15 protein-coding genes are annotated in these 12,783 nt (G+C 55.6%); 6 read left to right on the top strand and 9 right to left on the bottom strand.

Going from position 1 to position 12,783, the window contains the following annotated elements; all coding sequences use genetic code 11:
• Positions 1–229: 229 nt before the first annotated feature.
• The 9 genes from ureG to ACR0MJ_RS14890 all read right to left on the bottom strand — a co-directional run bounded on the left by ureG (position 230) and on the right by ACR0MJ_RS14890 (position 5,577).
• On the bottom strand, positions 230–859 hold the full coding sequence (gene ureG / locus ACR0MJ_RS14930) for an urease accessory protein UreG (protein ID WP_170392791.1): 630 nt from the start codon (positions 857–859) through the stop codon (positions 230–232).
• Positions 856–1,509, bottom strand: a complete 654-nt coding sequence (locus ACR0MJ_RS14925) for an urease accessory protein UreF (protein WP_480761533.1) — start codon at positions 1,507–1,509, stop codon at positions 856–858. Before ACR0MJ_RS14925 ends, ureG begins: the two co-directional genes overlap by 4 nt.
• A complete protein-coding gene (locus ACR0MJ_RS14920) occupies positions 1,493–1,945 on the bottom strand; it encodes an urease accessory protein UreE (RefSeq protein ID WP_170392789.1) in 453 nt (150 codons plus the stop codon). Before ACR0MJ_RS14920 ends, ACR0MJ_RS14925 begins: the two co-directional genes overlap by 17 nt.
• Positions 1,946–1,973: 28 nt before the next feature.
• Positions 1,974–2,198 (bottom strand): DUF1127 domain-containing protein, encoded by a 225-nt coding sequence (locus ACR0MJ_RS14915; RefSeq protein ID WP_170392788.1) that lies wholly within the window; start codon positions 2,196–2,198, stop codon positions 1,974–1,976.
• A 121-nt stretch (positions 2,199–2,319) separates the two neighbouring features.
• Complete coding sequence (gene ureC / locus ACR0MJ_RS14910; RefSeq protein ID WP_170636297.1) at positions 2,320–4,029, bottom strand: urease subunit alpha; 1,710 nt, start codon at positions 4,027–4,029, stop codon at positions 2,320–2,322.
• Positions 4,029–4,334 (bottom strand): urease subunit beta, encoded by a 306-nt coding sequence (locus tag ACR0MJ_RS14905; RefSeq protein ID WP_170402578.1) that lies wholly within the window; start codon positions 4,332–4,334, stop codon positions 4,029–4,031. Before ACR0MJ_RS14905 ends, ureC begins: the two co-directional genes overlap by 1 nt.
• Positions 4,331–4,492: a peptidase M23 gene (locus ACR0MJ_RS14900; RefSeq protein WP_170392785.1), complete on the bottom strand. Its 162-nt coding sequence runs from the start codon at positions 4,490–4,492 to the stop codon at positions 4,331–4,333. The genes ACR0MJ_RS14905 and ACR0MJ_RS14900 overlap by 4 nt, the downstream gene beginning before the upstream one ends.
• A 13-nt stretch (positions 4,493–4,505) precedes the next feature.
• Complete coding sequence (locus tag ACR0MJ_RS14895; protein ID WP_223117016.1) at positions 4,506–4,808, bottom strand: urease subunit gamma; 303 nt, start codon at positions 4,806–4,808, stop codon at positions 4,506–4,508.
• 1 nt (position 4,809) lies between these two features.
• A complete protein-coding gene (locus ACR0MJ_RS14890; RefSeq protein WP_480761532.1) occupies positions 4,810–5,577 on the bottom strand; it encodes an urease accessory protein UreD in 768 nt (255 codons plus the stop codon).
• A 443-nt stretch (positions 5,578–6,020) separates the two neighbouring features.
• On the opposite strand from ACR0MJ_RS14890, the gene urtA reads away from it, so the two are divergent.
• From urtA to ACR0MJ_RS14860, 6 genes are all read left to right on the top strand, one after another.
• Positions 6,021–7,301, top strand: coding sequence for an urea ABC transporter substrate-binding protein (gene urtA / locus ACR0MJ_RS14885; protein WP_170392782.1), 1,281 nt, complete (start codon positions 6,021–6,023; stop codon positions 7,299–7,301).
• 63 nt (positions 7,302–7,364) lie between these two features.
• A complete protein-coding gene (gene urtB, locus ACR0MJ_RS14880) occupies positions 7,365–9,317 on the top strand; it encodes an urea ABC transporter permease subunit UrtB (RefSeq protein WP_480761530.1) in 1,953 nt (650 codons plus the stop codon).
• Between the two features lie 3 nt (positions 9,318–9,320).
• Positions 9,321–10,550, top strand: a complete 1,230-nt coding sequence (urtC, locus tag ACR0MJ_RS14875; protein WP_480761528.1) for an urea ABC transporter permease subunit UrtC — start codon at positions 9,321–9,323, stop codon at positions 10,548–10,550.
• Positions 10,547–11,287, top strand: coding sequence for an urea ABC transporter ATP-binding protein UrtD (gene urtD / locus ACR0MJ_RS14870; protein ID WP_170392779.1), 741 nt, complete (start codon positions 10,547–10,549; stop codon positions 11,285–11,287). The genes urtC and urtD overlap by 4 nt, the downstream gene beginning before the upstream one ends.
• A 3-nt stretch (positions 11,288–11,290) precedes the next feature.
• Positions 11,291–11,986, top strand: coding sequence for an urea ABC transporter ATP-binding subunit UrtE (gene urtE, locus ACR0MJ_RS14865; RefSeq protein WP_480761527.1), 696 nt, complete (start codon positions 11,291–11,293; stop codon positions 11,984–11,986).
• Between the two features lie 304 nt (positions 11,987–12,290).
• Positions 12,291–12,776 (top strand): hypothetical protein, encoded by a 486-nt coding sequence (locus ACR0MJ_RS14860; RefSeq protein WP_480761525.1) that lies wholly within the window; start codon positions 12,291–12,293, stop codon positions 12,774–12,776.
• The last annotated feature ends 7 nt before the right edge of the window (positions 12,777–12,783 follow it).

Below are 12,783 nucleotides of genomic sequence, written 5' to 3'. Positions count from 1 at the left end.
CTTGCCATTTGATGGGCTGGTTACTGATAGCTGGTATACGCAACAAGCGGGTCAAGGAAAGCGTTTTGCTTATGAATTTTGTCTATAATATGGTGGTGAATTTCTTTTTCAGTCAGCCAGTAATCAAAACCAAAATATTAAATCCAGACAAATGCGAAAATGACGTTCGTGTGTTCGGCTTCTCCATACGGCTTTGGGCATCGATGCCTTGGCTTCTTCGTCTCTGGGACTAATTCGCTTCCGAAATTCTTAAACCTCCGCCTTTCACAAGCAGATCCACAATTGCGTCGACCCCGCTTCTGTGACGAAGTGACGAAAACAAGAAGGGCCTTCCTTTACGCATCATTTTCGCATCACGTTCCATAACCTGCAGCGAAGCGCCAACATGCGGTGCAAGGTCGGTCTTGTTGATTACAAGGATGTCTGATTTCGTAATCGCCGGCCCGCCTTTCCTGGGTATTTCTTCGCCTGCAGCGACATCGATCACGTAGATGGTCAGATCCGCCAGTTCCGGGCTGAATGTGGCTGATAGATTGTCGCCTCCGCTTTCAATCAAAACAATATCGAGATCCGGATGACGTGTCTGCATCTCGGCGACGGCGGCCAAATTGATCGAGGCGTCTTCGCGAATTGCTGTATGCGGGCAACCGCCAGTTTCGACGCCGATGATCCTGTCCCGCGGCAGGACCTGCATGCGCATCAGCGCTTCGGCATCTTCCTGCGTATATATGTCGTTAGTAATAACTCCCACCGAACAGACATCGCGCAGCGCTTCAGACAAGGCGGCGGTCAAAGTGGTTTTTCCGGCTCCTACTGGGCCTCCAATACCTACGCGAAGCGGGCCGTTCATACTGGTCATGTGCGGAAAATCCTCGAATATTGTGTTTCGTGCTTCATGGCCGCAATGTCCCCCAAGAACGCGGTAGAGCTTAACTCATCCAGGCTCGCCTTTTTTGCCCTTTCAGCAATCTGGGCGCACAACGGTGTCAGCTGGCGGATCAACCGCTGCGCATCGGTCTGTCCCAGTGGTACAAGGCGCGTCGCACAGGCGACAAGGTTGCTTGCGAATGCTTGCAGAAACATCTTGGTCGTCAGCTGCAAGGGAAGGTTTTGAAGTCTTGCAGCCCGTCCAATCGAGACGGGGTAGGTGAATTGCCCAAGGTCCAATTCCCAGACACCTTTAGTGACGTTTCCGAAGGCCTGTCCCAGCAACTCGGTTTCCATGAGCCTTTCGGATGTCGCACAAAAGGCGCGCGCCGCGATATCGACGTTGATCAGTTCTTCTTTGTCATGCGCGTTGAAGGCCGCCACAACGAACACAGCATCATTCCACCCAGAGCCATGTTCAAGCACATCTGAAATCCAGGCTTCAGTATCCCGAGAATTCGCGACAGTTCCCCTGTCAATCGCAGCTTCAAGCCCGTGAGAGTAGGCAAACCCCCCTACAGGATAGGCAGGGGACAACCATTGTGTCAGCGTCAGGATGTCGGCGTCAGTGGGTGTGGCCATGGGTCCTGCCGTGGCCATAGGCCCCGCCTTCGGGGTTGAATGGTTCATTCACCTCTCGCACCTTTGCTCCGATTTTAAGAAGCATATCACGGATGACGTGATCGACTTGGATCAACAGGCGGGTCTTTTCGATCTGACAAGGCGTGTGCCGATTGCCGATATGCCAGGCGATACGTGTCAGGTCCGGTGCTTTTACCTCCAGCAACACTTCCGGTGCTGCCTGTATTTCCACTTCGCGACCGTCGTCCAAAACCAACGCGCCACCGTGGTTCAGTGAGGTCGTTTGCGCGAGATCGATGAGAATCTGTTCACCGCTTTCGCAGGTAAGAACCTTACGCCGCAAAAAACGGTCGTCGTAGGTCAACGAGAGACAGTCTGCCGGATCGCCATGCGTGTGATCCGAATACTGGCGCGCAGTGCAGAGCAGGGCGGTCATACCATCACCTCCTCTGCAGCGGGAATAGTCAGAGCCAGATTGAGTCCGAGAACACTCGGTGCACGATCCGTTCGCGCGTCAGACCGCGGTTTTTCAGCTCTTCGTCGCTGAGCGATTGCAGGAATTCGACTTGTCGGACGCGAGATTGAGCTTCGGCTACGCTGATCAGGGCCGAGTAAATTGACGACCCGATGGATACGATTAAACCGGCCAGCGAAAAGCGCGTGTTTGTATGTGTTGCTGAGTGTGCCATTTGGACCCTCGTAAACGTTGGTCCTCCCATGGGTTTTTATATCTGTCATATTGGCCTCACTTAGAAGTGCGTATTTGGTCATTGCTGCCTTGCACGCGCCGCAACGCAGCACATTTTTTGATCAGAATAAAAAATATCGTTGCGCCATCGGCAGCGTTTCGGCGGGTTGGCAAGTCAGCAATTCACCATCCGCACGCACCTCGTAGGTTTCCGGGTCGACCTCGACATGCGGTGTCGCGTTGTTCAACAGAAGATCCTGCTTGCCAATTTCTCGTGTGTTTTGGACGGCGACGGTTTGCTTTGCCAATCCCAGTGTATCACCGATCCCATCCGCATGGGCCGCCTGCGAGACAAATGTGATCGCCGAGTTTTCCACTGACCGTCCGTAAGCGCCAAACATTGGGCGACTATAAACCGGCTGCGGTGTAGGGATCGACGCGTTGGGATCGCCCATTTGCGCGCAGGCTATGGTGCCGCCTAGAAGAACCATCTCGGGCTTCACGCCGAAAAAGGCCGGGTTCCAAAGGACGAGGTCAGCGCGTTTGCCTTCCTCGATGCTCCCGATCTCGTGGCTGAGCCCATGGGCAATAGCAGGGTTGATCGTGTATTTGGCAATATAGCGGCGGACGCGAAAGTTGTCGTTCTCACCGGTTTCTTCGGGTAGACGTCCGCGCTGTTTTTTCATTTTGTCAGCGGTTTGCCAGGTGCGGATCAGAACTTCGCCTACGCGCCCCATGGCCTGACTGTCAGAAGCGATGATGCTGAAGGCGCCCATGTCATGCAGGATGTCCTCGGCCGCGATGGTTTCGCGCCGGATGCGGCTCTCGGCAAAGGCCACGTCCTCGGGGATGGACTTGTCGAGGTGATGACAGACCATCAGCATGTCCAGATGCTCTTCGACTGTGTTCACCGTGAAGGGTCGCGTCGGGTTGGTCGAGGACGGCAACACATGGTTCTCGCCACAGATCTTGATGATATCTGGGGCGTGGCCACCACCTGCACCCTCGGTGTGGAAGGCGTGGATTGTACGGCCTTTCATGGCCGCCACAGTGTTTTCGACAAAGCCGGATTCGTTCAGCGTATCGGTGTGGATCATCACCTGAACATCCATCGCGTCGGCCACCGACAGGCAACAGTCGATGGCAGCGGGGGTGGTGCCCCAATCCTCGTGCAGCTTCAGCGCACAGGCCCCGGCCTTAACCTGTTCTTCTAGCGCGGCAGGTAGCGAAGCGTTGCCCTTACCCGCAAAGGCCAGATTCATCGGGAAAGCATCCGCCGCCTGCAACATCCGCCCGATATGCCATGGACCGGGGGTGCAAGTGGTGGCCAATGTCCCATGCGCAGGACCGGTGCCACCGCCCAGCATGGTGGTCAGGCCGGAATGCAGCGCGTCTTCGATCTGTTGCGGGCAGATGAAGTGGATATGACTGTCGAACCCACCTGCTGTTAAGATACGACCCTCGCCAGCAATGGCCTCGGTTCCGGGTCCTATGACGATGTCGACACCGGGTTGTGTATCGGGGTTTCCCGCCTTGCCGATCTTGGCGATCCGCCCGTCTTTCAGGCCAACGTCGGCCTTGTAGATGCCCGAGTGATCAACGATCAGAGCATTGGTGATGACCGTATCCACAGCGCCTTCGGCGCGCGTGGTCTGAGATTGCCCCATCCCGTCGCGGATTACCTTTCCGCCACCAAACTTGACCTCTTCGCCATAGCTGGTCAGATCACGTTCGACCTCAATCACAAGATCGGTGTCGGCCAACCGCAGCTTGTCCCCTGCGGTCGGGCCGAACATCGCGGCGTAGTCTGAGCGCTTGATTTTTGCTGGCATCAGAGTGCCCCCATGACCTTTTGATTGAAGCCGTAGACCCTGCGCGCACCACTGATCGGGATCAGCGAAACTTCGCGGGCCTGCCCCGGTTCGAACCGCACAGCGGTGCCTGGCGCAATGTCCAGGCGCAGGCCACGCGCGGCAGTTCGGTCAAAGTCGAGCGCCGGGTTGGTTTCGGCGAAATGGTAGTGTGAGCCGACCTGAACCGGGCGGTCGCCGGTATTGGCGACCATCAAAGTGATCGCATCAGTGTCGGGGTTCAGGGTAATTTCACCATCAGCCGGGAACAGCTCCCCGGGGATCATTTGTTCAGCTTTGTGATCAGCGCGACAGCAGCCAGCGCAACAACCGCCAGCCCAACGCCCATCGCCGCATAATCGGTGCCGTGCGCGTGGATATGCGTTCCGTTATGGGCGGCTGCCGGGCCAGCGAAGATCAGGGCGGGGAAAAGCATGCGTGTCATATTGGTTTCCTTTTCAGCGAATGGGGTTGTGGACGGTCACCAGCTTGGTGCCATCTGGAAAGGTGGCTTCGACCTGAACTTCGTGGATCATTTCGGGCACACCTTCCATGCATTGCTCTCGAGTGATCACCTCGGCCCCGACTTGCATCATGTCAGCAACTGAACGCCCATCGCGTGCACCTTCGACCACGGCATCGGTGATCAGGGCGATCGCCTCGGGGTGGTTCAGTTTGACGCCGCGGTCCAGCCGTTTGCGGGCGACTTCGGCGGCCATGGCGACCAACAGTTTGTCTTTTTCGCGAGGGGTCAGGTTCATGTCAAAGCATCCAGCATCGAGGTAGCGCGTCTTTGTTCAACCGTCGCAAGATAGGCATCAATGTGCGACGGAGGGCAAAGCTGTTTTCGGCAAGAACACGAGCAACCAACAGGTCATTGCGGATCATAGTTGCACCTGCGGTATCGGGCAGCATCTGACGAATGGCATTCAGATGACCTTCGGCTGACACCGATACGAAGACGATCAACGCCATCGCACCCGCGCCGTTTGCAATATGCGGTTTGGACAGATGTTTGTGCCAATCACCCGAGAACTGGATCGCGTCAAGGAACACCTTTTTTCCTTGGTACCGTATCTCGATCCGATCGTTTAGACGGATATCGGTCAGCGTCTCGCCCATCGCAATACGGCCGAAGACCAGCGGCTCTACCATCAGCATCTCGGCATCTGGCGCCATCTCGATTTTCAGGCGTCGCTCCAGAGCGCTGCCATTGAACAGAATAGTCTCTTGCGGCAACCAGTTCAGCCGGGCTTCAGTCTCAACAGTCAGATGATTGGTAATCTGGCCACATTCTTGCGGCTTGGCCTTGTAGGCGCGCTCGCAGGCTTGTGTTGTCAAAGTCAGCGCCGTTCCTTTTGCTGCCTTACCGGAAAGTCGAAATGAGTCGCCTCCGGTTACGCCGCCTGCCGTGTTAAGAAGAACCGCGTCAAGATCAGGTGTGTTGGTTCTGGGGAACAGACATTTATAAGACCCGGACTGGCGAAACTTGTTCAGCACCGTCCTGTCACCCAATTGCTTGGTAATCAAACTGACGGCACCTGCAGCGCGCGGTGGAATAGCAATGTGCGTAGGCAATATGGCAGCAACGTGTGTAATAGGGCACCTTTGGAGCTTTGATTGGTGCCACTTGTTTCTCTGTTGAAGGGGCGGAACACTAATCTACAGTGTCGAAATCTGCTTAATTCGACATCGCGCGGCTAAATTTTAGACAGCGACCTCGGTCTTGGATGAAAAAATAGGCGGATCGCGCCGATTTTCCGAATTGGGTTAAAGGTAAGTTGCCAAGCTTGCTGCGATGCAGAAACCGTATGGGTGCCGCCGCGGAGATGACCCGGGGGTGTGTGACGGCTGCGCGAATTGGACCTCGAACACAACCGTCACACGGAACGCAACAACAGTTGCGGGGATCAGGTAGAAGAAGAGTGTGCCTTTGTGCAAGCCCTCTCTCCCGGCCCCGCCAGGAGGATCACATGAAATCGCTCAAATCCACACTCGCCGGATCGGCAGTATTTGCTGTCATGGCCACCGCCGCCTTGTCGACCGAAGACACGATCAAGGTTGGAGTGCTGCATTCGCTTTCCGGTACGATGGCGATCTCGGAAACGACGTTGAAAGACACCATGCTGATGCTGATTGACCAGCAAAACGCCAAGGGCGGTCTGTTGGGTAAACAGCTTGAAGCTGTCGTGGTCGACCCGGCCTCTGACTGGCCTCTGTTTGCCGAAAAAGCGCGTGAGCTGCTAACCGTCCACGAGGTGGATGTAATCTTTGGCAATTGGACTTCGGTGAGCCGCAAGTCGGTTCTGCCAGTGATCGAGGAACTAAACGGTCTTCTGTTCTATCCGGTCCAGTATGAGGGCGAAGAAAGCTCTAAAAACGTCTTTTATACCGGTGCCGCTCCGAACCAACAGGCCATCCCCGCCACGGACTATTTCCTGGAGGAACTGGGGGTCGAGAAATTCGCTCTGCTCGGCACAGACTATGTCTACCCCAGGACCACCAACAATATCTTGGAAAGCTATCTGAAGCAAAAAGGTATCGCGGAAGCAGATATCTTCGTCAATTACACGCCTTTCGGCCATTCCGACTGGTCCAAGATCGTGGCGGACGTGGTCGCGCTGGGCGCGGATGGTAAAAAAGTCGGTGTGATCTCGACCATCAATGGTGACGCCAATATTGGTTTTTACAAGGAATTGGCGGCGGCTGGTGTTTCGGCAGATGACATTCCGGTCGTGGCCTTCTCGGTCGGTGAGGAAGAACTGTCCGGTTTGGACACCACCAACCTCGTCGGTCACCTCGCCGCTTGGAACTACTTCCAGTCGGCGGATACTGAGGCCAACGCGGAATTTGTGGACACCTGGAAAGCCACCATGGGTGATGAACGTGTGACCAATGACCCGATGGAGGCGCATTACATCGGCTTCAACATGTGGGTAAACGCCGCGACCGAGGCCGGTTCGACCGAAGTCGATGCTGTACGCGCCGCGATGTATGGGCAGGAATTCCCGAACCTGACCGGAGGCACCGCTGTGATGCTGCCGAACCATCACCTCGCGAAACCGGTTCTGATCGGTGAAATTCAGGAAGACGGTCAGTTCGATATCATCAGCGAAACCGACGTCGTGCCGGGTGACGCCTGGACCGACTTCCTGCCGGAGTCGGCTGTGCTCGTCTCCGATTGGAAAGAGCTGGGTTGCGGTATGTACAACACCGAGACCAAGACCTGCGTTCAGACCCTGTCGAACTACTAACCGACACGCAAGGCGGGTTTGTTTGCCCGCCTTGCTAAAATAAAGACATTCGGGTTTCACCACATGGTACGACTTTTCCTTGCGGGCCTCGCAATCCTGTGCGCCTGCCTGACTGCCAACGCTCAAGAGGTCGGTCTACAACCGATCCTGCAAGAGCATCAGGAGATCATCGCCAAAAGCTCGCGCAAGACGATCAAACCGGCGATTGATGCGATTGCATCAAGCGGCTTGCCTCAGGCGCAAGTGATGCTTGAGACATGGGCAGCCAAGAACATGTGGATGCGCAAGTCGGACGGTCTGTTCTTTTCTGGCCAGAAAGGAGAGGGGCGGTCGTATGAATTGACCGACTTCGATACCGGAGAAGTCGTCGGTACATTTGAGAAATCCGAGCTTAGGCAGCTGAAGCCCAACAGCGGTATCCGCGCGATGATCGGGACCGCTCTGGTCCAGTTTCAATTGACCGATCCGGATCGCGCAAAACGTCTGGCCGCATTGCAATCCATCCAACGTGATCCCGAAAGTGCACTCTTGGAGCCACTTCGCGCTTCGATAGGGGATGAACCCGAAGCAGAGTTGAAGGCGCAAAAGCAGCGGCTGGAACGGTTGCTGACGATTGGTTTTGACGAAGATACCGCAGCCCGCGTGGCGGCGATCAAAGAAATGTCCGGCGATCTGGGCGTAGACGTTCGTGCGGCTCTGAACCCGTTGCTCGTCACTGCCCGCCAAGCCGCTACCGAATTGCCCCAGGACCTGAACGTCGCCGTTATTCTTGAAGCGGGCTCAGACGCCTTAACGTCTGACGAAGCATATGACTTGCTCGTTGCAGGAAACCTGGCCGCACCGCGTGTTTCGGCGGAAGATATCAGATCGGCACTGGCGGCCAATATAGAAGGTGGTCGTGTAGGTGGTACTCCCGTCGCACAGCTGAATTCAGATGCAATGCGCGCGCGTGCGTATAACTCTCTGGCAGAGGCGGGGACTGTGCCAGCCTTGGTCACGAAGGCGGATGTCAACGCCGCAGTTAACACGCATGTATTCTTCGAAACCTACAGTGAGCCATCTGCCGAGGTCACTGAAGCAGCAGAGAAAGCCCTGCAACAGATCGAACTGAAGGTCGGCCTGAACCAAACACTCGACCTGACGCTGGACGCGATCTCACTGGCGTCGATCTATTTCCTCGCCGCCATCGGTCTGGCCATCACCTTCGGCGTGATGGGCGTGATCAACATGGCCCATGGCGAGTTCATCATGATGGGTGCTTATACCGGCTACGTGGTGCAGCAGATTATCCCTGATCATACGCTTTCGATCATGGTCGCTATTCCAATGGCTTTTGCTGTCACCTTCGCGATGGGCGTCGCTATGGAGCGGTTGGTGATCCGCTGGCTTTACGCTCGCCCGTTGGAGACGTTGCTGGCGACGTTCGGCATCTCAATTGCCCTACAGCAGCTGGCCAAGAATATCTTTGGCACGCAGGCGCGCCCGCTGACTGCTCCCGATTGGTTGGATGGTTCGTGGATGCTGAATGACGTGGTTTCAATCAGCTACATCCGCATTGCGATCTTCGTTCTGGCGCTTATTTTTCTGGGACTTTTCCTCTACATCATTAAACGGACGAGGCTAGGGCTTGAGATGCGTGCAGTAACGCAGAACTCGCGCATGGCGGCGTCAATGGGGATTAATCCCGGGCGAGTGAATATGCTGACCTTTGGGCTTGGCTCCGGCATTGCCGGCATCGCCGGGGTCGCGATTGGCCTATTCGCCAAGGTCACGTCCGATCTGGGCAGCGACTATATCGTGCAAAGTTTCATGACAGTGGTTGTGGGTGGTGTTGGTAACATCTGGGGCGCGCTTGCAGGTGCGGGCATGATCGGCTTCTTGCAGAAGGGGATCGAGTGGATGAACCCGTCGAACACCCTCGCGGCCCAAACCTACATGATCATCTTCATCATCATTTTCATCCAGTTTCGGCCGCGGGGCATTATCGCCCTCAAGGGTCGCGCGGCGGGGGATTGAGCCATGGAACGCAGCTTTATCGCCAAGAACCCATCCGTGCTGGTCTTTCTTGCCATCCTGTCCCTGTTCACCCTGAGCGTGACCATCCTGTCCGAGGGATTCGGGGTCGGTGTAATCTCGACCAGTTTCGTCAAAACGCTGGGCAAAACCCTGTGCCTTTGCCTGATCGCAGTGGCGATGGATCTGGTCTGGGGCTTCACCGGCATCCTGTCACTGGGTCACTTCGCCTTCTTCGGGCTGGGAGGCTACATGATCGGCATGTGGCTGATGTACGAACGCACCCGCCTGATCGTGGTCGACTCGCTGGCACAGGCCGAAATTCCACCGACGTCGTCCGAAGTGGTGGACGCGATTGGAACACAAGTCTTTGGCGTTGTCGGATCGTCGGAGTTTCCGTTGATCTGGGCGTTCTCCCACAGCCTGACCCTGCAACTGATCCTGGTTGTGCTGGTCCCGGGTCTGTTGGCGCTGGTCTTCGGATGGTTGGCTTTCCGGAGCCGTGTCACCGGTGTGTACCTATCGATCCTGACACAGGCGATGACGTTGGCACTGGCCCTGTATCTGTTTCAGAACGACAGCGGGCTGCGTGGGAACAACGGCTTGTCCGGCCTGCAGAACCTGCCAGGTGTCACCGCCTCGCAGGACGTGGTGTCGATCTGGTTCCTCTGGGCCTCGGCGCTGGCCTTGGGTCTGGGCTATATGCTGGCAGCCTGGATCGTGTCAGGCAAGTTCGGCTCGGTCATCCGCGGCATTCGCGATAACGAGGCACGGGTGCGCTTCCTTGGCTATTCAGTCGAGGTATTCAAGCTGGCCGTCTTCACCCTGACTGCTTGTATCGCGGCCATTGCCGGCGCGCTTTATTACCCGCAAGCAGGCATCATCAATCCCGAGGAAATGGCCCCTATCGCCTCGATCTATTTGGCCGTCTGGGTCGCCATCGGTGGACGAGGCCGATTGTATGGTGCGGTAATTGGTGCAGCTTTTGTCAGTCTTCTGAGCACGTGGTTCACGGGCGGGCAGGCCCCGGATATTCCGCTTGGATTTTACACGATCAAATGGGTCGACTGGTGGCAGGTGCTATTGGGCATAACTTTTGTGTTGGTTACGCTGTTCGCCCCGCAGGGCATCGGAGGATTGTTCGACTTGTGGACCGACAGCCGCCACCCGGACAGGCATGGGGCAAATCTGGGACCGGATGACGGCGCTCTGCGCGAGAAGGAGGCCATCGAATGAGCACTTTGCTTGAGGTTAGCGGCGTTTCGGTCACTTTCGATGGTTTCCGAGCTATCAACAACTTGTCGTTTCAGATCGGCGAGGCCGAGCTTCGCGCCGTGATCGGCCCAAACGGGGCAGGCAAGACCACGTTCATGGACATCATTACAGGTAAAACCCGGCCCGATGAAGGACGTGTCATCTGGGGGGAGAAATCGGTATCTTTGTTGGGGCTGTCCGAGGCAAAGATCGCGCAGGCTGGGATCGGAAGGAAGTTTCAGAAACCCACGGTTTTCGAAGACCAGACCGTGCAGGAAAACTTGCTGATGGCGCTTCAGAACAAACGTGGCTGGCTTCACGTGCTTTTCTATCGAACCTCCACTGACGATTTGCAGAAAGTTGAAGATCTGGCTGTCGAAATCGGCCTGTATCAGAATCTAAGCCGCAAAGCTGGTGAACTGAGCCACGGTCAAAAGCAGTGGCTGGAAATTGGCATGCTGCTGGCTCAGGAGCCACGACTTTTGCTCGTGGACGAACCCGCCGCCGGCATGACACCGCAGGAGCGCGAACACACCACCGACTTGCTAGTACAAGCCGCCAGAACCCGTGCCGTTGTTGTGGTGGAACACGATATGGAATTTGTCCGACGCCTGAATTGCAAAGTCACGGTTCTACATGAAGGGTCCGCCTTGGCTGAAGGCAGTCTTGATCACGTGACATCTAATCAGGACGTCATCGACGTATATCTAGGGCGCTAAACAATGCTGAAGCTAACAGATCTGACTTTGCATTATGGGCATTCGCAAATCCTCAACGGGATTTCCATGGAAGCCAGACAAGGTGAAGTGACTTGCGTGATGGGGACCAATGGTGTCGGGAAAACCAGCCTGATGAAAGCAATATCAGGTACGCATCCGCGATCGGGCGGCAGTCTGGAACTGGACGGGGAAATTCTGGGCGTCCTGCCTGCTCATCAAATGGCGTGGAAAGGTGTGGCCTATGTCCCACAAGGTCGTGAGATATTTCCTTTGCTCACAGTTCGCGAAAATCTTGAAACGGGGTATGCCTGTCTGCCTGCCAGCGAACATTTCATTCCAGGTGATATATTTGATATGTTCCCGGTCCTCAAACAGATGCAAAACCGTCACGGAGGTGACCTTTCTGGCGGTCAGCAGCAACAGCTGGCGATTGCACGGGCATTGATAACACGACCACGCCTGCTTCTGTTGGACGAGCCGACCGAAGGTATTCAGCCCAACATCATCCAACAGATAGGCGAAGTCATCCGACACCTCAGAACCACGAGAGGAATAGCAATCATTCTAGTGGAGCAATACTTTGACTTTGCCTATGAACTTGCCGACAGATTTATCGCGTTGCGACGAGGAGAAGTCATAATCAACGGCACCAGGGAAGACGTGACACGCGATGAGTTGCTGCAGGCTGTAACAGTCTAGTGCTGATACTTGAAATTGGTTTCGGAACTGAAGGATGAAATCCAAAATTTTGCTTAGTCTAAGCCCAGGAAATAGTTTGTTCCTCTGAACACGTTCGATTGAAACTGTATTTTCTTCTGAAACCCCGTCGTTCGGTGTCTCCTGCGTAGAAGAGCAAGTGCTTTTGATCAGATGACGGACTTCACATCGCGCTGAAGTGCGACATGGACGCTTTCCCAACTTGCACTGCAATTAGGGCACCTGACTGATAACTACTATAGAGGATCCGGCTACAGCGGTCCTCAGGGTCTGAGTGCAGGATTTTATGCGCGAAAACTATCCGCTGCAGGCCGGCGCAAGAATGGTTAGTGCTGAAATCACAGCGCCCAAATTGATCACGCTTGAACGGGTACGGGAGTTGCATGGGGTCGGCGAGGTTCGGGTGCGAGGTATTCTCGCCCATCTTCGTGGTCAAAACGCGAGCGACCTGTCAAACATGAACGATGTCAGCCATGAGAATCTGGCTGCCGTGCTCGACTTCTGGTCTGGCTTGCAGCATATCAAATCCACTGCAGTCCAGCTGAATATCCATCCGGTCTCGGTTAAGGCACTGATCCGGCATAACGTTCTGGAATCCTATCGTTTTGGAACGTCTCTGCGCTATGTGCCTTCATCCTGGGTACAAACCCTGCTGACTGGGCTTGAAGGCCTACGCATTGCATCCGTCATAGGTTGCTTCTCTCGGAGTACAGCCGACAAAGCAAGGTGGCCCTGGCTCGCCTTGTCGCCGATTGGGCAGAAGGTCGACTGACCAGCGT

Source organism: Ruegeria sp. C6 (assembly GCF_056537625.1).
The sequence above is the reverse complement of the archived record's forward strand: the minus strand, read 5'-3'. Positions and strand labels throughout refer to the sequence as shown.

What these genes read in the sequence shown, in the direction of transcription:
- ACR0MJ_RS14895 (WP_223117016.1), bottom strand. Translation starts at nt 4,808, where the DNA reads ATGAACCTGACCCCTCGCGAAAAAGACAAACTGTTGGTCGCCATGGCC.
- ureC (WP_170636297.1), bottom strand. Translation starts at nt 4,029, where the DNA reads ATGCCAGCAAAAATCAAGCGCTCAGACTACGCCGCGATGTTCGGCCCG.
- urtC (WP_480761528.1), top strand. Translation starts at nt 9,321, where the DNA reads ATGGAACGCAGCTTTATCGCCAAGAACCCATCCGTGCTGGTCTTTCTT.
- ACR0MJ_RS14925 (WP_480761533.1), bottom strand. Translation starts at nt 1,509, where the DNA reads ATGGCCACACCCACTGACGCCGACATCCTGACGCTGACACAATGGTTG.
- urtD (WP_170392779.1), top strand. Translation starts at nt 10,547, where the DNA reads ATGAGCACTTTGCTTGAGGTTAGCGGCGTTTCGGTCACTTTCGATGGT.
- ACR0MJ_RS14905 (WP_170402578.1), bottom strand. Translation starts at nt 4,334, where the DNA reads ATGATCCCCGGGGAGCTGTTCCCGGCTGATGGTGAAATTACCCTGAAC.
- ACR0MJ_RS14920 (WP_170392789.1), bottom strand. Translation starts at nt 1,945, where the DNA reads ATGACCGCCCTGCTCTGCACTGCGCGCCAGTATTCGGATCACACGCAT.
- ACR0MJ_RS14900 (WP_170392785.1), bottom strand. Translation starts at nt 4,492, where the DNA reads ATGACACGCATGCTTTTCCCCGCCCTGATCTTCGCTGGCCCGGCAGCC.
- urtA (WP_170392782.1), top strand. Translation starts at nt 6,021, where the DNA reads ATGAAATCGCTCAAATCCACACTCGCCGGATCGGCAGTATTTGCTGTC.
- ureG (WP_170392791.1), bottom strand. Translation starts at nt 859, where the DNA reads ATGACCAGTATGAACGGCCCGCTTCGCGTAGGTATTGGAGGCCCAGTA.
- ACR0MJ_RS14915 (WP_170392788.1), bottom strand. Translation starts at nt 2,198, where the DNA reads ATGGCACACTCAGCAACACATACAAACACGCGCTTTTCGCTGGCCGGT.
- ACR0MJ_RS14860 (WP_480761525.1), top strand. Translation starts at nt 12,291, where the DNA reads ATGCGCGAAAACTATCCGCTGCAGGCCGGCGCAAGAATGGTTAGTGCT.
- urtE (WP_480761527.1), top strand. Translation starts at nt 11,291, where the DNA reads ATGCTGAAGCTAACAGATCTGACTTTGCATTATGGGCATTCGCAAATC.
- urtB (WP_480761530.1), top strand. Translation starts at nt 7,365, where the DNA reads ATGGTACGACTTTTCCTTGCGGGCCTCGCAATCCTGTGCGCCTGCCTG.